The organism is Streptomyces camponoticapitis, from assembly GCF_014646115.1.
Classification (GTDB): Bacteria; Actinomycetota; Actinomycetes; order Streptomycetales; family Streptomycetaceae; genus Streptomyces; species Streptomyces camponoticapitis.
Genome location: NZ_BMMV01000002.1, coordinates 421,360 through 439,618, shown reverse-complemented (window position 1 = coordinate 439,618; position 18,259 = coordinate 421,360). Strand labels below are relative to the sequence as shown.

Genomic DNA, 18,259 nt, shown 5'->3' with positions numbered 1-18,259 from the left:
TGGAAGGGGGCATGTGTCTCCGAAACGACAGAGCAGGCCGCTGGGGCATGCTCGGAGGGGATGCGGCACGGCCCTACGGGCCGCGCGGCAACCAGACTGCGGGGGCGGTGCGCTCCTCGGCCACGTACGGCGCCCACGTGACGGCATTCTGCGACGCCCCAGCCGCTGACCTGCACGGATGGCGGCCGTGGAGTCACTGTGGCGGGACGCCTACGGCCGCGCACGGCCGCTCCGCACCGGCCGTGCGCGGCCGTGGTCCCGACGCCCCGTTCTCACCCCTCCCCCGCAGCCGAGAAGCCCGGACGCTCTCCCATACGCTCTGTGCACCGACAGCCACCGGAGCTACGCGACAAGCCCCGGTGTAGAATCAGTCGAATGTCGGATACGGCCATTTCTGGCCTGGAAGCCCTCGACCCCTTCCTGTACGACGTACTACAGGAGTGTGGGGCGCAATCCGGCGGTATCCACTTGCTCTTCCCGCCCGCGGGGCAGGTCCTTGGATTCGCCGTGAAGGCCGGTATGCCGGACGCCCTCGCGAGGCCCTGGACGCGGCTCTGGGTGGGCTCGCCGGCCCTCGCCGCCGAGGCAGTCCGCGAGCGGCGGATGGTCTGGCTCCCGGTCGGCGACTCGCTCGACCGCCTCGGCTCGTCCGCCGAAGCCCCGTACTCGTACGGCTTCGCCTGCCTCAGCGCACCCATCGCCTCCGCGGGCGCCGTGTGGGGCTCGCTCACCCTGCTCTTTCCCGCCTCGCAGCCACCCCGGCTGACCCCGCGGCAACATGCCGCGGTCGGGAAGTGCTGCGCGGCACTGGGGCGACTGCTCGCTGACTCCTCCGCGCGGGGCCGACCCTTGCTGCCCGCCCCCGAACCGCACACGATGCGGCAGCCCCCGACGGAGCGGCCCACCGAGGCGAACGCGGTCGCCGCCGCGGACTTCGCCCAGCGGCTGCCCGAAGGCGGAATGGCACTCGATCCGGAGGGCCGGATCACCTTCGTCACCGCGAGAGCGGCCGAGCTGATCGGCGTTCCTGTGGAGCGTCTGCGCGGGCAACGACCTTGGGAGCTCCCCCAGTTGAGTGCCTCCCTCTTCAAGGACAGCTACCGGACAGCGCTCCTCAGCCGGGAGCCCACGGCTTTCACGGTCCTGCGGCACCCCGATACCCGGCTCTCCTTCGTCCTCCATCCGAACGCCCTCTACACGGGCGACTCAGGACTGAGTGTGCGCGTCTCCTCCAGCCGGGACCAGAAGCGGCCGCAGCCGGGTACCCCGCCGACGACCGGCGGCGAGGCGGGTGGCCGGCCCGGGACCGACGGTGCCCGTGCCCTCGGCAGCGACACCGCCCCCGCCTCGCTGGAGACCATGTACGAGCTGATCAATCTGGCGGCCACGCTCACCCAGGCCGTCGAGGTGGCCGACATGGTGGAGCTCATCGCCGATCCGATCATGGCCATGGTCGATGCGCAGGGCTTGGCGCTGCTCACCCTGGAGGACGGCAGGCTGCAGAACGTCGGCTTTCGCGGCTACGCGGCCGACGCGATGCGGCAACTGGACGGCGCTCAGATGCGCTGGATGCCCACCCCCGCCTCGCAGGCACTCAGCAAACGGGAGGCCGCCTTCTACAGCACGCCAGAAGAGATGGACGCCGTCTACGACGGTATGTCGACACTCACCGGGAAAGCGGCGTGGGCGTATCTCCCGCTCATCGCCTCCGACCGGCCGGTCGGCTGTTGCGTGATCTCCTACGAGCGACCGCGCACGTTCCCGCCCGGCCTGCGCGCCGTCCTGACCTCCCTTGCCGGCCTTCTGGCGCAGGCCCTCGACCGCGCACTTCTGCACGACGCCCGCTCCAACTTCGCGCAGCGCCTGCAGGCCAGTTTCCTGCCCGGCGTACTGCCCGAGGTGCCGGGCCTGCGAGCGGCCGCACGCTACCGGTCCACCACGTACGGCATGGAGATCGGCGGTGACTTCTACGACCTGATCGGGCTCAGCGGTGGCAACGCGGCGGCCGCTGTCGGCGACGTGCAGGGACACAATCCCACAGCCGCCGCGCTCATGGGCCAGGTACGCACCGCCGTACACGCGACGGCTGGAGTGGCGCCGTCCGAGGTGCTGTCCCGCACCAACCAACTGCTGATCGACCTCAACGCAGGGCTCTTCACCAGTTGCCTCTACGCAGACATCGATCTGGCGACCCACCGCGTCCGGCTGGCGAACGCCGGCCACCCGCCGCCACTGCTGCGCCACCCGGACGGCACGGTGTCGATCGTCCGAGTGCCGCCCGGACCGTTGCTCGGCATCGTACGCGCGACCGAGTACCCGACCATCGAGATACCCCTGCCGCCCGGCGCGGAGCTCTTGATGTACACCGACGGCCTCGTCGAGATACCGGGCACCGACCCAGACGTCTCGACGGAGCGGCTGGCCCGTGTTCTGGCCTCCACATCGCGCGGCGAATCCGTGGACACCCGCGCCGACATCCTCCTCGAAGCCGCCCCGTCCGCCGGCAGTGCCGACGACGTAGCCCTGCTCCTGATCAGCGTGGACTGAGCACCGCCGGGCAGAAAGCACCTCAGCCCGGCCGCCGGCTCCGCCACCCGCACTGCCCTCGATCGCACCGTCCGGGAGCCGGTGGGCCGGGCGAGACGGCATCATGAACTGGTACTCAGGGGGGGTGGTTGGTGTGGCCGCGCGTAGGCCGTCTCGGCAGGAGATCAATCGGCGTCGTGGGAGTGCGGGGTTCGTGGGGCGCCGTGGTGAACTGGCGGTGTTCCGGGAGACGTTCGCACGCAATCCCGAAGAGGTGGATTTTCCCTATCTGTTCCATGTGCACGGCAACGGCGGGGTAGGGAAGTCGACGCTCGTGCGGCAGTGGGAGACGACGGCGCGCGAGCAACCCTCGGTGTTCACAGCGTTCGTGGACGACGAAGTGCATGACGCGCTTGAGGCGATGGAGACGATCAGCGCCGGGCTCGGCCGGCAGGGGCATTCGCTGAAGCGGTTCGAGAAGCAGCTGGCCACCTACCGTCAGCGCCGTCATCAGGCGGAGAGTACGGTGCCCGCGCAGGAGGCGACCGCGGTCGAGGCAAGTGCGGGGGAACCCGTGCCGGCGTCGCCGTCGAGCACGGTCGCGGCGCAAGTGGGTCTGGTGGGCCTGGGGATGCTGCCGGGGATCGGGGCATTCGCGGGGGCGGTGGATCCGGGGCAGGTGGCGCTGGGGGCGGACCGGATGCGCACGCTCCTGAACACGCGGCTGCGCAGCCACGACGACGTACAGCTGGTGATGAATCCGCTGGCGAAACTGACCCCGGTCTTCCTTGAGGATCTCGCCGAGGTCGCGGAGCGGGTCGAGCGGGTGGTGCTGTTCTTCGACGTGTACGAGCGCACCGGCCCGGTTCTCGACGCCTGGCTGCGGAGCATCGTCTTCACCGAGGACCACGGCACCCTGCCTGTCGACGTGCAGATCGTGCTGGCGGGCCGGTCACGCTTGGACCCCCGTGTCTGGGGGGACCATCTTGGCCAGGTGACCGAGGTGCGTCTGGACGTGTTCACCGAGGACGAAGCCCGTACTCTGCTCGCCACTCACGGTGTGACCGGCGAAGAGACCGTCGAATTGGTCTTGCGTCTGTCGGGGCGGCTGCCGCTCCTGGTCGACATGCTCGCCCGCGGCGGCCCGACCACCAGTGACACTGTCGTCGATCCCTCGGAGACCGCGGTCGAGAGGTTCCTGAAATGGGAACCCGACCCCGCGCGCCGAGAGGCGGCGCAGGCCTGCGCGCTGCCCCTGCAACTCGACGAGGACATCTACCAGGCCGCCGTCCCGGAGTCCGCCGTCGACGGCTACCCATGGCTGAGGGCCCTGGCCTTCGTCTCCCGCCAGGCCGGGCGCTGCCGCTACCACGACGTCGTCCGCGACACCATGCTCCGCCTGCAGCGCACCCGGTCCCCCAGCCGCTGGCAGCAGCAGCACACCCGCCTCGCGGACACGTTCGGGCAATGGCGCCAAGGGGTGGAAGCCGGGCTGGGCACCGACACCGACGCGTACTGGGACGACACCGAATGGCGGGAACATCGCCTCAACGAGACCTACCACCGCCTGTGCGCCAACCCCCGCATCGCGCTCCCCGACGCTCTCCTGCAGACCGTCCAGGCCACCGACCACGACACTGCCACCCTGCGCCGGTGGGCGCAGGCCCTCGGCCAGGCCGGACATGACACCGATGCCCCTGCCCTCACCACCTGGGGCGAGCGCCTCGAAGCAGCGGCAGAACAGCAAGCGTCCGGTATCGCCGCACTGACGCTCCTGCTGACCGCACCCGAACTCACCACCGAGACCCGTGTCCTGGCTCACTCTGTCCGCGCTCGCGACCACCGGGTGGCGGGCGACTACGACAGCGCCCTCGCCGACTACGCGACAGCTCACCGGCTCGCCCCTGACACCGCGCGAGCTCACGCCGGCCGTGGAGAGACTTACCGGCTCATGGAGCGGTACGACGAGGCCCTCACCCACTTCAACCGCGCCATCGAACTCGACTCCGGCACCGAGTGGTTCTTCCATAGCCGTGGAGATACCTACAGTTCTCTGGGCCGGTACGACGAAGCGCTCACCGACCTCACTCGCGCCATCGAACTCGACCCACAAGCCGACTGGGCCGTCGCCAGCCGGGGCGTGACGTACCGGCTCATGAAGCGCTACGACGAGGCCCTCACCGACTTCAGCCGCGCCATCGAACTCAACCCGGACGATGCGTGGAACATCACCAGCCGGGGCCTGACCCACCGGTTCATGAAGCGGAACGACGAAGCGCTCGCCGACTACGACCGCGCCATCGACCTGGACCCGACCTACGCGTGGGCCATCATCAACCGCGCAGAGACCTACCGGCTCGTGGAGCGGTACGACGAGGCGCTCGCCGACTACGACCGCGCCATCGAACTCGACCCCCAGGCCGACTGGGCCATCACCGGCCGCGGTAGGACCTACCAGTCGCTGGAGCGGTACGACGAGGCGGTCACCGATTTCAACCGCGCCATCGAACTCGACCCGAACTACGAATGGGCCATCGTCAGCCGGGGCGTGACGTACCGGCTCATGAAGCGCTACGACGAAGCACTCACCGACTTCAACCGCGCCATCGAACTCAACCCGCAAGCCGACTGGGCACTCACCAACCGCGCCGAAACCTACCGGCACATGAAGCGCTACGACGAAGCACTCACCGACTACGACCGCGCCATCGAACTCAACCCGCAAGCCGACTGGGCACTCACCAACCGCGCCAAGACCTACCATGCGCTGAGGCGGTACGACGAAGCACTCACGGACTACAACCACGTCATCGGACTCAACCCGGAAGCCGACTGGGCGATCGCCAACCGGGCCATGACCTACCAGGCGCTGGAGCGCTACGACGAAGCACTCACCGACTACAACCGCGCCATCGAACTCGACCCCACCTACGCATGGGCCATCGCCAACCGCGGCGAAACCTACCGGGCACTGGAGCGCTACGACGAAGCACTCACCGACTTCGACCGCGCCATCGAACTCGACCCCACCTACGCATGGGCCATCGCCAGCCGCGGCGAGACCTACCGGCTCATGGAGCGCTACGACGAGGCGCTCGCCGACTACAACCGCGCCATCGAACTCGACCCCACCTACGCATGGGCCATCGCCAGCCGTGGTCAGACCCATCGGGCGCTGAAGCTGTTCGACGAGGCTCTGACCGACTTCAACAACGCCATCGAGCTCAACCCGCAAGGCGACTGGGCCATCGCCAACCGGGCCATGACCTACCAGGCGATGGAGCGCTACGACGAAGCACTCACCGACTACAACCGCGCCATCGAACTCGACCCCACCTATGCGTGGGCGATCGCCAACCGCGGCGAGACCTACCGGCTCATGGAGCGCTACGACGAAGCGCTCACCGACTACAACCGCGCCATCGAACTCGACCCCGACGACGCGTGGGACATCGCCAGCCGCGGTCAGACCTACCAGGCGATGGGCCGCCACCACGAAGCACTCGTGGACTTCACCCAGGCCATCGAACTCGGCCCGGAGGAAGACTGGGTCGTCTGTGGGCGCGGGGAGACCTACCGCGCCCTCGGACGCTACGACGAGGCGCTCACCGACTTCGACCGCGCCATCGAGCTCGATCGTGAGGACGGCTGGTTCCTCTACCAGCGAGCGATGACCCACCGCAGCGCGGGAAGCAGCGACGGCCGCGGCGACTTGCTCCGGGCCGTCGAACTGTTGAAGACGAGCGCCCAGGCGCCTGGCCCTCGTGGTGCCGGCGGTAGAGCGGATCTCGTAGTCGCATACTGCGCCATGCGTTGCCGGGCCGAGGCGGACGATGCCCTCAGGGTGTTTCTGGAGCTTTCCCCCTCGCACAGCGGGTTCCGCGAGTTGCTCAGCGATCTCGACGAGTTGATGCGGTTGGACCCCGCGACCCGTGAGCAGGTGGAGCAACACCGGGAACGTCTGCGGCAGGTACTGGCGGCGTCGCCACCGCTTGAAATCTGACCATCACCGCGCGCGCCGGCCGTCGTCGCAGAGGGGCGGAGCAGTTGGCCGGCGCAGGACCGGGAGACGGGGCCTGTGCCGGGAACCCCAAAGAGTCAGTCCTCGGGGTTCCCGCGCGCTCCCGCTGTCGGGTTGTTGTTCCGTCGGTCGTCGGCGTTCCAGCTGGCGAGGAGGCGGATCGCGTCGGCTTCGGGGGTGCCGGGTTGGGGCGTGTAGACACTGAGTATCTGGCTGGAGGCGGAGTCGATGCCGAGGGTCTCGTAGGGCAGTGTGACCTCGCCGATGAGTGGGTGCCGGAAGGTCTTCGTGCCGGCTCGGTGGATTCGTACGTCGTTGGTCGCCCACCGTGTCCGGAATTCTGTGCTGCGGGTGGCGAGTTGTCCGATCAGTTCGGTCAGGTCGGGGTCGTCGGGGTGGCGCCCCGCCTCGATGCGCAGCATTGCCACGGTGTCCGCTGTGATCCGCTCCCACTCGGGGAACAGGTCCCGGGCCCTGGGCTCGTCGAGGAACAGGAAGCGGGCGCTGTTCGTCCGTCCGGGCAGGTCGTACATGGGCGCGAGGAGTGCGCGCCCCAGTGCGTTGGCCGCCAGGAGGTCGAACCGCCCGTTGAAGACGACTGCGGGTAGGTGGTCCATCGAGTCCAGCAGGACTCGGATTCCCGGAGTGACGAGGTCCTTCGCCGTGCTCCGGCTCCGCTTGGGGGCCGCGGGGGTCAGAGCGGCCAGCAGCCGGCCGAGGTGGGCGCGTTCGTCGTCGTCCAGGCGCAGAACGCGGGCGACGGCTTCGACAACTCCGGCTGAGGGCCCGGTCGCCTTGCCGCGTTCGAGCCGCACGTAGTACTCCGGGCTGACCCCGGCAAGCAACGCGACCTCCTCCCTGCGCAGGCCCTTCACCCGACGGCGGGTGCCCGAGGGAGGAAGGCCGACGTCGGTCGGGCTGACCCTGGCGCGGCGGGTGGTGAGGAACTCGCGGACCGCCGCCCGCGCGGTCTCCTTCTCATCCATGAGATCGAGGATAGGTCCGGCCCACATCCCGTAACGGGTCCCGGCGAGTACCCCTTTTCGCAGAGCCTGCCCTCAGGTGACGAACCGATGTTGGCTGGAGGCCGGCGAGATCGGGATCGGCGCCCGGATGCCACGGACGCCGACCCTCACCGCTTCCCTCCGCCGTCCTTCGACACTCTCGACGAGAAATGAGTTCTCTGATGCAGCACGCCATGCTGGGTAGCCTGCGGGTCTCCCGGATCGGTCTGGGTGCCATGACCATGGCCGGCACCTACACCTCCGGCGGTGGCCTGGACGACGCCGAATCCGTCCGCGCCGTCCATCGCGCCCTCGACCTCGGCGTCACCCATATCGACACCGCTGAAAGCTACGGCCCCTACCACAGCGAGGAGATCGTCGGTCAGGCGCTGGAGGGGCGGCGCGACAAGGTCGTCCTCGCAACGAAGTTCGGCATCCTGTCCCATTCCGGTCGTGGACCCGGTCCCTTCGACAGCAGTCCCGCCAACATCCGTACCGCCGTCGAGGGCTCCCTGCGGCGTCTTCGCACCGACCGGATCGATCTCTACTACCAGCACCGGGTCGACGCGAACACCCCGATCGAGGAGACCGTCGGCACGCTTGCCGAGTTGGTCGCCGAAGGCAAGGTCCTGCACATCGGCCTGTCCGAGGCCTCACCGGACACGATCCGCCGCGCCCACGCCGTGCACCCGATTGCCGCGTTGCAGACCGAATACTCCCTGTGGACCCGCGACGTCGAGACCGAACTGCTGCCCCTGCTACGCGAGCGGGGCATCGGCCTCGTCCCCTACGCACCGCTCGGGCACGGCTTCCTGACCGGCCAGATCCGTACGCCGGACGACATCCCCGACGACGACTGGCGAAAGACCAATCCGCGCTTCATCGGCGAGGCCTTCCACCAGAACCTGCGGCTCGTGGAGGAGGTACGGAACATCGCCACCGAGGTCGGGGCCACCCCGGCACAGATCGCGCTCGCCTGGCTGCTGGCCCAGGGCGAGGACATCGCCCCGATTCCCGGCAGCCGGCGAGTGGCTCGCGTCGAGGAGAACACCGCCGCGGACGGCATCGTCCTGACCGCCGGCCAGTCGCGGCGGCTCGACAACATCACGCCGGCCACCGGCGCCCGACACGACGAGATCAACATGGCCTCGATCGACCGCTGAATCCAGCATCGACAAGGTGCCGTGGCTGCCGTTGCCCGCTCAGTTCATGACCAGTACGGCGCCCAGGATCATGCCGCCGATCATGCCTACGGCGCTGACCACTATGGCGGGTACGGCGAGTCGCTCGTGCCGCACGGTCTTGGCGATGATGGCCAGCACCAGGCCGATCGCACCGAAGACGATCGGCAGGAAGATGAACGCGATCACACCCAGCACCATCGCGATGATGCTCAGGACATTGCCGTTCGCCGTGCCCTGCGGTGTGCCCTGGGGCCGCTGACCGGTGGATTGATTACCGTACTGCGTCGCCATCTGCCACTCCTTCGGGACAATCATCCTGAGGCCCGGTCGCGGGGTGGACCGGCCTACTCCACGCGTACCCCCAAGTCCCTTGCACACACAGCGAGTAGGCCTTGCGGGACTTGGCAGGGAGCGGTCGGGGCGGGGTGTTCCCTCAGCACCCTTCGGGTTCGTTCATCCTGCGTCCGGGTCCTCCTGGCCGTCCGGCGCAGCCCGCCCCGGGCCCGCCCGCGGCACGGGGGAACCTCGGGCCGAAGGGCACTCCTCTTGGGCGACCGCAGGCGCTCGGCATCCCCGTACGACCCCACAGGCTGTGCCGTCCACCCACGCCTACTATGATGATTTGGGGCATTTGTTACTTAAGTCGTTTCCGCTGGTCGATGTCCCGACGAAGTGAGGTTCCTGATGGGTACAGGCGATCGAGCTGTGCTGGTGTCCGAGCCCGGCGGAGATCTGGTTCTCACGCGGGTGGAGACGCCTGAACCAGGAGTCAGGCAGGTGCGGATCGCTGTCGAGGCGTGCGGGATCTGCCACTCCGACGTTCCGATCATCGCCGGATACGTTCCAGGGACCACCTTCCCGATGACCCCCGGTCACGAGATCGCGGGCCGCGTGGAGGCCGTCGGTGCGGGGGTGGACGAGTGGCAGCCCGGAGACCGGGTCGCTGCCGGTTATATCGCGGGCACCTGTGGTCACTGTGACGCCTGCCGTGCCGGGGACGGCATCAACTGTCCGGAGGCTCAGACGCCCGGGGTCTCTTATCCGGGCGGATTCGCCGACACCATTGTGGTGCCGGCGAACGGACTCGCACGGATCCCGGACGGGCTCGCATCCGCCCATGCCGCCGCACTGGCCTGTGCCGGACTGACGGCCTTCAACGCGTTCCGCAACAGTGGCGCCACACCGGGGGATCTCGTAGCCGTTCTGGGCCTGGGCGGCGTGGGGCATCTCGGTGTGCAACTGGCGGGCGCGATGGGTTTCGTCACCGCGGTTGTCACCCGCGGCCCGCAGAAGGCGGAACTCGCCCGCGAACTCGGCGCGGACCACCCCATCGACAGCGAATCGCGGGATGCCGCCCTGGCCTTGCAGGAGCTCGGCGGCGCCAAGGTCGTCCTCGCCTCGACCACCGACGCCAAGGCGATCTCGTCCGCCGTCGGAGGGCTGGGCCGCCGCGGCGAACTCGTCGTCGCGGGCCTGCCCGCCGAGAACCTGGAAATCGGCGCACTGGACCTCATCTTCGGCACCAAGCGCGTGTACGGAATCATCTCGGGCACCCCCCTCGACCGCGAGCAGACATTCCGGTTCGCCCTCAACACGGGGATCAAGCCGCGTATCGAGGAACTTCCTCTGGAGAACGCGGCCGAGGCGTACGCGAAAATGCTGTCCGGAGAGGCCCGCTTCCGCATGGTTCTCACCACCGGAAGGTAGAGCGACCGGACGGGCGGCGGTGTATGGCGGTGTCCATCGCCGAGTCCAAGGCCGCCGCGCGCGAGAGCCGGCTCCCCTCGCTGCCGTGCCCAGACGTCACAGAAGGTCGTCGATGGTGATGGGCAGCGAGCGGACGCGTCTGCCGGTGGCGTGGCGGACCGCGTTGGCCACGGCTGCGGCGATGCCCACCAGACCGATCTCGCCGATGCCCTTCGTGCCGATCGGCGAGAAGCGGTCCGGTTCGCCGACGAAGACGACGTCCAGGTCGGGGATGTCGGCGTTGACGGGGATGAGGTAGTCCCCGAACGTGCCGTTGGCGATTCGACCGGTACCCGGGTCGGTGACGGTGTCCTCGAACAACGCCTGGCCGATACCGCCGATCGTCGCGCCGATGATCTGGCTCCGGCCGGTCTTCTCGTTGAGGATGCGACCCCCGTCGATGGCCGACACCACCCGCGCGATCCGCACCAGGCCCAGGTCCCGGTCGACCCGCACCTCGACGAACTTGGCGCCGAAAGCGCCGGACGGCGCCATGCCGAGATCCTCCGGGGAAGCGGGCGTGCTCGAACCGTCCGCCGACAGTTCCGGCAGCCCGTTACGGCTGAGGATGTCGATGTAGGACTCGCCCCGGGAGGACTCGCCTTTCACGTGGACTCGTCCGCCGCCGGCGGTCACCGCTTCCGGCGGGACACCGTGCAAGGGCGACTCGCCGTCTTCCGCGGCGAGCTCCGCGAACCGCCGGACGAGGCGACCGCAGGCGTCGACGACCGCGTTCCCCAGAGATCCGGTGAGTCCCGAGCCGCCCGCCTGGGGAGCGGCCGGCATGTCGGAGTCGCCGAGGTCGAAGCGGACCAGGCCGAGGGGGAGCCCGAGATGCTCCGCCGAGACCTGGGTCATCACCGTGTAGGTGCCGGTCCCGATGTCGGTGACGGCGCTGAGCACCAGCGCGCTCCCGTCCCGGCTGACAGTGGCCCGCGCGGAGCAGGGCACCGAATACCACGGGTAGCTGCATCCGGCCATCCCGTATCCGATGAGCCAGTCCCCGTCCCGCATGGAGCCCGGCTCGGGGTCCCGGGACGACCACCCGAAACGCTCGGCCCCCACCTGGTAGCACTCCCGCAACGCCTTGCTCGACCAGGGCAGGCCCGACCGGGGGTCGACGTCGGTGTCGTTGCGCAGACGCAGCTGCAGCGGATCCATCGCCAGGGCGTAGGCCAGCTCGTCCATCGCGGACTCCAGAGCGAAATTGCCCTGGCCTTCCGCAGGGGCGCGCATCGAGCAGGGGGCAGGACGGTTCAGACGCGCCTGGACGTCGCGGGTGACCACGTTCCGGCACCGGTACGCGAAGGCCGAGCCCGCGGAGACAGCCTCGTAGTCGTCGTCCTCCATGGCCAGCGACGAGACGGTGCGGTGGTCGATCGCCGTCAGTTCTCCGCTCCGGTTCGCGGCGAGCGACACCTGTTGCACCGTGTCGGGCCTGTGTCCGACGCAACTGAACATCTGGGGCCGGGTCAGCACCAGCTTGACCGGCCGGCCGATCAGCCGCGCCGCGGCGACGGTGAGGATCACGTGCTGCCAGGCCCGCAGGCCGGCGCCGAAGGCACCTCCCACGTACGGCACCAGTACGCGAACGGAGCTCTCCGGGACCTCGAAGACGGCGGCCAGAGTCTCCTTGACCATGGAGGGCCACTGGGTGGTGTCGTGGACGGTGAGCCGGTCCCGGTCCCAGATGGCGAGGGTGGCGAAGAGACCGAGCGGGCTGTTGGTGTTGTCCGGGGTGGTGTAGGTCTGCGTGACCTTCACCTCGGCCGAGGCCAAGGCCGCTTCGGTGTCCCCCCGATCGCTGTCCGTCCCCCACGGGTCGATCACCTGGGGGGCCTTCGGGTCCAGCACGTCGAGCAACGGCTCCGTGCGCTCGTACTCGACAGCCACCAGCCGGGCCGCCGCAGCGGCCTGCTCGGGGCTCTCCGCCACGACAAGAGCGAGGTGCTGCCCGTAGTGCCGGATGAGGTCGTCCTGCATCGGCGGCGGCGGTGAGGCGCCGAGCGCCGTCATGGGTCCGCGTTCCAGCCTCGGCATATTGAGGTGCGTGAGCACCCTGATCACGCCGGGCGCGGCCTCGGCGGCGGCGGTGTCGATACGTACGACGCGGCCCGCGGCCACGGTGCTCCCGACGAGAGCCGCGTGTACCTGGTGGTGGACGTTGAAGTCCGACGGATAGGGGGCGGCTCCCGCCACCTTGCGGGGACCGTCCACCCGGTTGATTCCGGCTCCGACGACTGTCCCGCTCATGCCGCCACTCCTGACACGGTGCGCAGTTCGCGGACCAGGCAGCGCTGCGCGAGTTCCACCTTGAACGCCGTGCCGGGCAAGGTCCACGCGTCCTGTACGGCCACCCGCGCCGCTCGTCGGAAGGCTTCCGTACCGGGGGGCGAGCCGACGAGCTCGCGCTCCGCGTCCAGCGCCCGCCATGGCCGGCTGCCCACCCCGCCGAGCCCGATCCTGGCCTCGTGGATGATCCCGTCGGAGATCACCAGGGCCACCGCGGCCGAGGTGAGCGCGAACTCGTAGGACATCCGGTCCCGTACTTTCAGGTAGCCCGAGAGAGCCCCGGCGGGAAGCAGCGGGATCTCGACGCCGGTGATCAGTTCGCCGTGCACGAGGTGGTTCTCGACGTCGGGACTCTCCGATGCCAGGAGGTAGAAGTCCCTCAGCAGGATCCGCCGTTCGCCCGTGGGGCCCTGGATGTGCACCACGGCGTCGAGTGCCACCAGGGGGACGGCGAGGTCCGAGGCGTGCAGGGCGATGCACCGCTCGTTCGCGCCGAGGACGGCGTGCATACGGGGCACCCCCTCGACGGCCGCGCAACCGGACCCGGGTAGGCGCTTGTTGCACTTCGGGACGTCGGGGTCCCGGAAGTACCGGCAGCGCGTGCGCTGCAGCAGGTTCCCGCCGATCGTCGCCATGTTCCGCAGCTGGGTGGACGCGCCCTTCAGCAGCGCTTCCCGGACCAGGGGCAGGCGCTCGGCGACCGTCGGATCGGCCGCCAGTTCCTCCATCGTGGTCAGGGCGCCGACGTGGAGCGCCTCGCCCCGCCGCTCGGTACCGGCCAGTGGGAGACGTGTGATGTCGACCAGCATGCCCGGGCCGAGCACCCCGTCCTTCATCAGATCGAGCTGTGTCGTCCCTCCGGCCAGATACGCGGCGTCGGGACGGGCCGAGACCAGTCGCACCGCGTCGGAGACTTCCGTCGCCCGGACATACTCAAATGACCGCATTGCCGTTCCCCTCAGAGACCACTTCGCGGATCGCCGCCACCATGTTCGGATAGGCGCCGCACCGGCAGAGGTTTCCGCTCATGAATTCACGGATCTCGTCGTCCGTCCCGGCTCGTTCTTCGTCGATGAGGGCGATCGCCGACATGATCTGTCCCGGCGTGCAGAATCCGCACTGGAAGCCGTCCCGTGCGACGAACGCTTCCTGTACGGGATGGGGCGCGCCCGCACGTGCGACGCCCTCGATCGTCGTCACCGCGCGGCCCTCGCACTGCGCCGCGAGAGTGAGACACGAGAGCACCCGCTTCCCGTTCACATGCACCGTGCAGGCACCGCAGGCTCCTTGGTCGCACCCTTTCTTCGTCCCCACCAGACCCAGGTGATCGCGCAGTGCGTCCAGGAGGGTGACGCGCGTGTCGAGGCTCAGGACGGATGGGCGCCCATTCACCGTCAGTTCAGTGACGGTCTCGAATACTTCGGGAACCGTGGTCCCACGCGAGATGTCCGCGCGCATGCTCAGGCCTTCCAGGTGATGAGGCTCGCCAAGAGATCAGAGGGACGGAATCAGCGGCGACGGCTTTCGCGTTCGCCGGGAGCGGGTCGCCGCGGCCACTCGCGGGGATCAGGCGATGGCCGCATAGGCGGTGACGTGCTCGATCCGCATCCGCCCCAGCAGCATGCCCGGGACACTGTTGCGCTCCCCGAACTCCCGTGCACGGTCCTCGCCCATGTAACGCGCGGCGATACTCGTCGCCCAGGTGAGCAACTGCCCGGGGTCTTCCGAGATCTTCACGCGTCCCCGCAGCACCACGAAGGAATAGGGCGGCCGCTCGTCGTCGACGCACAGCGCGGCCCGTTCGTCCCGGAGAAGGTTGTGGCTTTTCACCGTCGTGTCCTCGGTGGTGAAAACGAGATCTTCGCCGTCCAGCAGGAACCACATGGGCGCGATGTGCGGGCTGCCGTCCGCCCGGACGGTGGACAGCTTGCCGGTGCGAGTGCCTTCTTCGATGAAGGCCTTCCACATGTCCTCACTCATTCGTTCAGCCATGCCCGGCACAGTACGGAGCGAAGTATCACGTTGCTCCGAGGGCACGCCGCGCACGGCCCGGAAACGGAGCGGCATTCATGCCACCGGCCATGGGCGCGCCCTGGGCGGCAGCTCTGTTCTGCCGCCGGCTACGCCGTCGGAGCGGGTCTGGTTCCGGCGGCCCGTATCTGGGCGTAGACATGCGTGCGGAGTTCGGCGAAACGGGCGTCGGCGCGGCTCTCCAGCTGGTCCCTCTCGTGGGGCAGAGTGATCTTCAGCTCGTCCTGGACCACGGTGGGGGACGCCGACAGCGTGAGCACGCGCTGTCCGAGGTACACGGCTTCGTCGATGTCGTGCGTGACGAAGAGGATCGTCATTCCGCGCTCCTGCCACAACTTCCTGACCAGGTCCTCAAGCCCCGCACGGGTCTGCGCGTCAACCGCGGCGAACGGCTCGTCCATCAGCAGGACTTCCGGCTCGTAGGCCAGCGCCCGGGCGATCGCGACCCGCTGCTGCATACCGCCGGACAGCTGCCAGGGATAGGCGCCGGCCGACGCCGTGAGCCCGACCGCCTCCAGCGCGTCCTCGACCAGCGCGTGGCGGCGTTGCCGGCCGAGGGACTTCTTCTGCCGGAGAGGCAGTTCGACGTTGTCGCGCACCCGCATCCAGGGGAAGAGGCTGCGGCTGTACTCCTGGAAGACCACGGCCATCCCGGGGCGTGGTCCTGTCACCGGGCTCCCGTCCAGCAGGACCTCGCCCGAGGTCGGTGCGAGCAGGCCAGCGACGCACTTCAGCAGCGTGGTCTTGCCGCAGCCCGATGGGCCGACCAGGCAGACGAGTTCGCCCGGATCGAGGGTGAAGGTGAGATCGCGCAGCGCCTCCACCTCTCGGCCGTGTCCCCCGTAGATCTTCCTCAGGCCCCGTACGTCGAGCATCGGGTGGCGTCCTTCTTTCGGTGTCATACGGCTCAGCCCGATCCTTTGGAGGCGCGCAGGCCGTGGTACCAGGCGAGCGCCCTGCGCTCGACCGCCTGGAACACGACCGACAGCAGGAAGCCGATCGTGCCGAGCAGCAGGATTCCGCTCCACATCTCGGGAATGGCGAAGCTGCGCTGGAACTGCACGACGGTGAAACCGAGGCCGTTGCTGGCGGCGGACATCTCACTGATGACCATCAGGATGATCCCGATGGAGAGCGCCTGGCGCAGTCCGGCGAAGATCTGCGGCGCGGCCGCGGGCAGCACCAACCGGCGCAGTCGCGAGACGCCGGTGATGCCGTAGGAGCGGGCGGTCTCGGCGAGCACGCCGTCCACGGCGCGCACTCCTTCGACGGTGTTGAGCAGGATCGGCCATACGCACCCGGCCGCGATCACGGTGACCTTCATCGTGTCGCCGATGCCGGCGAAGAGCATGATCACGGGGATCAGCACCGGCGGCGGTACGGCGCGGAAGAACTCCAGCACCGGCTCGGTGAGGGCGCGTACGGCGCGGTAGGTGCCGATGAGCACCCCGAGTCCGATCCCGGCGAGCGCCGCCAGGGTGTAGCCGCCGGTCAGACGGAGCAGGCTGGGCAGGACATCGCGGGTGAGCCGGTCGGTGGTCCATACGTCGTCGGTGACGGAGAGGATGGTGGACAGCGGCGGGGCGTAGATGCTCTGGCTTCCCCGGGAGCCCAGCCACCACAGCGAGGCCAGGAGCGCGGGCAGGGCCAGGGCGTAGAGCAGGCGTCGTACGATGCGGGTCACAGGACCGCCTCCCCGCGTACGGACTGGTGCCAGAACAGCGCGCGGCGCTCCACCGTCCGGGCGGCGAGGTTGATGAGCAGCCCGAGCAGGCCGGCGATCATGATGAGGGCGTACATCTCGGGCACGGCCTGGGACGTCTGGGCCACGGCTATCCGGGAACCGAGTCCGGGGGAACCGATGACCAGTTCGGCGGTGATGGCGAGGATCAGGGCGACGGAGGCGGCGAGCCTCACCCCGGTCATCACGTACGGGAGCGCGGTGGGCCACAGCACATGGCGTACGCGCGCCCATGTGCCCAGGTTGTAGGAGCGGGCGGTGTCCCGGGTGACCGGGTCGACGTCCTGGATGCCGTACAGCACCTGGACGAGCACCTGCCAGAAGGCGGCGTAGACAACGAGCAGCAGCGTCGAGCCGAGACCCGTGCCGAACAGCAGCACCGCGAGAGGAATCAGCGCGACCGACGGGATGGGGCGGAGGAACTCGATCGTGGACGCGGTCGCCGCCCTCAGGAACGGCACGCTTCCGATCAGCACGCCGGCCACCACGCCCGCGACCACCGCGATGGCGAGGCCCAGAGCCCAGCCGGTGAGGGTGTCGCCGAGTGCTCGCCAGAAGGCGCGGTCGTTGAGCTCGACGGCCAGTGCCCGGACGATCCGGGAGGTGGGCGGCAGGTAGTCGGCGGAGACGACTCCGCTGCGCGGCAGTACCTCGACGGTGAGGAGGAGTCCGAGCAGGCCGGCCAGGCCCAGGGCCGCCGCGCCCGGCCTGGTCGCGGAGGGAGGCGGAGTCACGGCAGAAGCTCGTCCAGGTCGGGCACCTCGGTGAACAGGCCGTCCTGCCTGCCCAGTTCGGCGAGGGTGTCGATGGAGGAGCGGTTGGGTTCGGCGGGCCACTTGGGCAGGGTGACGTTCTTCAGTGTCGCTTCGGGGATCTTCGTGTAGGTGGTGATCACACGGCGTACTTCGTCGGGGTGGCTGTCGGCGTAGGCGAGGGATTCGCGGGTAGCGTCCTGGAACGCCTTCACCACCTCGGGGCTCTGCTTGGCGTAGGCGGTGGAGGTGAAGTACATGGCGACGGTGAGATCGGGAGCGACGTCGACGTAGTTCGAGGCGATCACCCGTCCTCCCTGGGCCTTGATCGTGGCAAGTCCCGGTTCGACCACCCAGGCCGCGTCGACCTGTCCCGCGTCCAGGGCCGCGGGCATCTGGTCGAAGGGGAGCTCGACGAACTCCACCCGGGAGGGGTCGCCGCCCGCCTTCTCGACCGATGCCTTCACCGAGGTGTCCCCGATGTTCTTGAGGGTGTTGACGGCGACCTTCTTGCCCTCCAGGTCCGCGGCCGACCTGAGCGGGCTGTCCTTCTTCACCGTGATGCCGCCGAAGTCGGCTCCTTCCTCGCCGGTGGAGGCGACGCCGTTGGCGACCGCCTTGAGCGGCACCTTCTTGCTCTGCGCGACGAGCAGCGAGGTGACGTTGGAGAAGCCGAACTGGAAGTCGCCGCTGACGACCCCGGGCACGATGGCGGCCCCTCCCTGTGCCGGGGTCAGGGTGAGGCCGATGCCGTGTTTCTCGTAGAAGCCCTTCTCCTTGCCCAGGTAGATGGGTGCGACATCGACGATGGGGATGACGCCCACCTTGACGGCGGTGGTCTTGCCGGAGCCACCGGCCGCCGGGTCGCCGCCGCCGGTGGATTCGGAGTCCGAGCACGCCGTGAGTCCGCCGACAGTCAGCGCGGCGACGGCGATCACAGTGAGCAGACGACGCATGTGTAG

At 69.0% G+C, this 18,259-nt stretch carries 14 protein-coding genes; 4 read left to right on the top strand and 10 right to left on the bottom strand.

The annotated features are described in order from the left end of the window. Positions 1-375: 375 nt before the first annotated feature. Together IEY79_RS04640 and IEY79_RS04635 are read left to right on the top strand one after the other, a co-directional pair. Positions 376-2,547, top strand: a complete 2,172-nt coding sequence (locus IEY79_RS04640; RefSeq protein ID WP_189105964.1) for a SpoIIE family protein phosphatase — start codon at positions 376-378, stop codon at positions 2,545-2,547. Between the two features lie 193 nt (positions 2,548-2,740). Beyond that, positions 2,741-6,529 carry a tetratricopeptide repeat protein gene (locus IEY79_RS04635; protein WP_229700622.1) on the top strand — a complete coding sequence of 1,263 codons (3,789 nt, stop codon included), beginning with the start codon at positions 2,741-2,743 and terminating at the stop codon, positions 6,527-6,529. A gap of 95 nt (positions 6,530-6,624) precedes the next feature. Here IEY79_RS04635 and IEY79_RS04630 read toward each other — a convergent pair whose 3' ends face one another. Further along, entirely contained in the window at positions 6,625-7,533 is a 909-nt protein-coding gene (locus tag IEY79_RS04630; protein ID WP_189105962.1) for a helix-turn-helix transcriptional regulator, read from the bottom strand. Positions 7,534-7,733: 200 nt separating this feature from the next. Here IEY79_RS04630 and IEY79_RS04625 point away from each other — a divergent pair, with 200 nt between their 5' ends. After that, complete coding sequence (locus IEY79_RS04625; protein ID WP_189105961.1) at positions 7,734-8,714, top strand: aldo/keto reductase; 981 nt, start codon at positions 7,734-7,736, stop codon at positions 8,712-8,714. Positions 8,715-8,753: 39 nt separating this feature from the next. Here the strand turns inward: IEY79_RS04625 and IEY79_RS04620 are convergent, their stop codons facing one another. Continuing rightward, on the bottom strand, positions 8,754-9,026 hold the full coding sequence (locus tag IEY79_RS04620) for a hypothetical protein (protein WP_189105960.1): 273 nt from the start codon (positions 9,024-9,026) through the stop codon (positions 8,754-8,756). A 393-nt stretch (positions 9,027-9,419) separates the two neighbouring features. Here IEY79_RS04620 and IEY79_RS04615 point away from each other — a divergent pair, with 393 nt between their 5' ends. Further along, entirely contained in the window at positions 9,420-10,442 is a 1,023-nt protein-coding gene (locus tag IEY79_RS04615; RefSeq protein WP_189105959.1) for an alcohol dehydrogenase catalytic domain-containing protein, read from the top strand. 96 nt (positions 10,443-10,538) lie between these two features. Here IEY79_RS04615 and IEY79_RS04610 read toward each other — a convergent pair whose 3' ends face one another. From IEY79_RS04610 to IEY79_RS04575, 8 genes are all read right to left on the bottom strand, one after another. After that, positions 10,539-12,734 (bottom strand): xanthine dehydrogenase family protein molybdopterin-binding subunit, encoded by a 2,196-nt coding sequence (locus IEY79_RS04610; protein WP_189105958.1) that lies wholly within the window; start codon positions 12,732-12,734, stop codon positions 10,539-10,541. Beyond that, positions 12,731-13,720 (bottom strand): FAD binding domain-containing protein, encoded by a 990-nt coding sequence (locus IEY79_RS04605; RefSeq protein WP_189105957.1) that lies wholly within the window; start codon positions 13,718-13,720, stop codon positions 12,731-12,733. The genes IEY79_RS04610 and IEY79_RS04605 overlap by 4 nt, the downstream gene beginning before the upstream one ends. Then, positions 13,707-14,231 carry a (2Fe-2S)-binding protein gene (locus IEY79_RS04600; RefSeq protein WP_189105956.1) on the bottom strand — a complete coding sequence of 175 codons (525 nt, stop codon included), beginning with the start codon at positions 14,229-14,231 and terminating at the stop codon, positions 13,707-13,709. Before IEY79_RS04600 ends, IEY79_RS04605 begins: the two co-directional genes overlap by 14 nt. Positions 14,232-14,339: 108 nt before the next feature. Then, positions 14,340-14,765: a PPOX class F420-dependent oxidoreductase gene (locus tag IEY79_RS04595; RefSeq protein WP_189105955.1), complete on the bottom strand. Its 426-nt coding sequence runs from the start codon at positions 14,763-14,765 to the stop codon at positions 14,340-14,342. A gap of 128 nt (positions 14,766-14,893) precedes the next feature. Continuing rightward, positions 14,894-15,679 (bottom strand): ABC transporter ATP-binding protein, encoded by a 786-nt coding sequence (locus IEY79_RS04590; protein WP_189106055.1) that lies wholly within the window; start codon positions 15,677-15,679, stop codon positions 14,894-14,896. 32 nt (positions 15,680-15,711) lie between these two features. Then, on the bottom strand, positions 15,712-16,488 hold the full coding sequence (locus IEY79_RS04585) for an ABC transporter permease (RefSeq protein ID WP_189105954.1): 777 nt from the start codon (positions 16,486-16,488) through the stop codon (positions 15,712-15,714). Further along, the gene (locus IEY79_RS04580) at positions 16,485-17,279 is read right to left on the bottom strand and encodes an ABC transporter permease (protein WP_189105953.1); all 795 of its coding nucleotides are present in this window, start codon (positions 17,277-17,279) and stop codon (positions 16,485-16,487) included. The genes IEY79_RS04585 and IEY79_RS04580 overlap by 4 nt, the downstream gene beginning before the upstream one ends. Then, positions 17,276-18,253 carry an ABC transporter substrate-binding protein gene (locus tag IEY79_RS04575; protein WP_189105952.1) on the bottom strand — a complete coding sequence of 326 codons (978 nt, stop codon included), beginning with the start codon at positions 18,251-18,253 and terminating at the stop codon, positions 17,276-17,278. The genes IEY79_RS04580 and IEY79_RS04575 overlap by 4 nt, the downstream gene beginning before the upstream one ends. Positions 18,254-18,259: the final 6 nt, after the last annotated feature.

What these genes read in the sequence shown, in the direction of transcription:
- IEY79_RS04640 (WP_189105964.1), top strand. Translation starts at nt 376, where the DNA reads ATGTCGGATACGGCCATTTCTGGCCTGGAAGCCCTCGACCCCTTCCTG.
- IEY79_RS04630 (WP_189105962.1), bottom strand. Translation starts at nt 7,533, where the DNA reads ATGGATGAGAAGGAGACCGCGCGGGCGGCGGTCCGCGAGTTCCTCACC.
- IEY79_RS04625 (WP_189105961.1), top strand. Translation starts at nt 7,734, where the DNA reads ATGCAGCACGCCATGCTGGGTAGCCTGCGGGTCTCCCGGATCGGTCTG.
- IEY79_RS04620 (WP_189105960.1), bottom strand. Translation starts at nt 9,026, where the DNA reads ATGGCGACGCAGTACGGTAATCAATCCACCGGTCAGCGGCCCCAGGGC.
- IEY79_RS04615 (WP_189105959.1), top strand. Translation starts at nt 9,420, where the DNA reads ATGGGTACAGGCGATCGAGCTGTGCTGGTGTCCGAGCCCGGCGGAGAT.
- IEY79_RS04610 (WP_189105958.1), bottom strand. Translation starts at nt 12,734, where the DNA reads ATGAGCGGGACAGTCGTCGGAGCCGGAATCAACCGGGTGGACGGTCCC.
- IEY79_RS04605 (WP_189105957.1), bottom strand. Translation starts at nt 13,720, where the DNA reads ATGCGGTCATTTGAGTATGTCCGGGCGACGGAAGTCTCCGACGCGGTG.
- IEY79_RS04600 (WP_189105956.1), bottom strand. Translation starts at nt 14,231, where the DNA reads ATGCGCGCGGACATCTCGCGTGGGACCACGGTTCCCGAAGTATTCGAG.
- IEY79_RS04595 (WP_189105955.1), bottom strand. Translation starts at nt 14,765, where the DNA reads ATGGCTGAACGAATGAGTGAGGACATGTGGAAGGCCTTCATCGAAGAA.
- IEY79_RS04590 (WP_189106055.1), bottom strand. Translation starts at nt 15,679, where the DNA reads ATGCTCGACGTACGGGGCCTGAGGAAGATCTACGGGGGACACGGCCGA.
- IEY79_RS04575 (WP_189105952.1), bottom strand. Translation starts at nt 18,253, where the DNA reads ATGCGTCGTCTGCTCACTGTGATCGCCGTCGCCGCGCTGACTGTCGGC.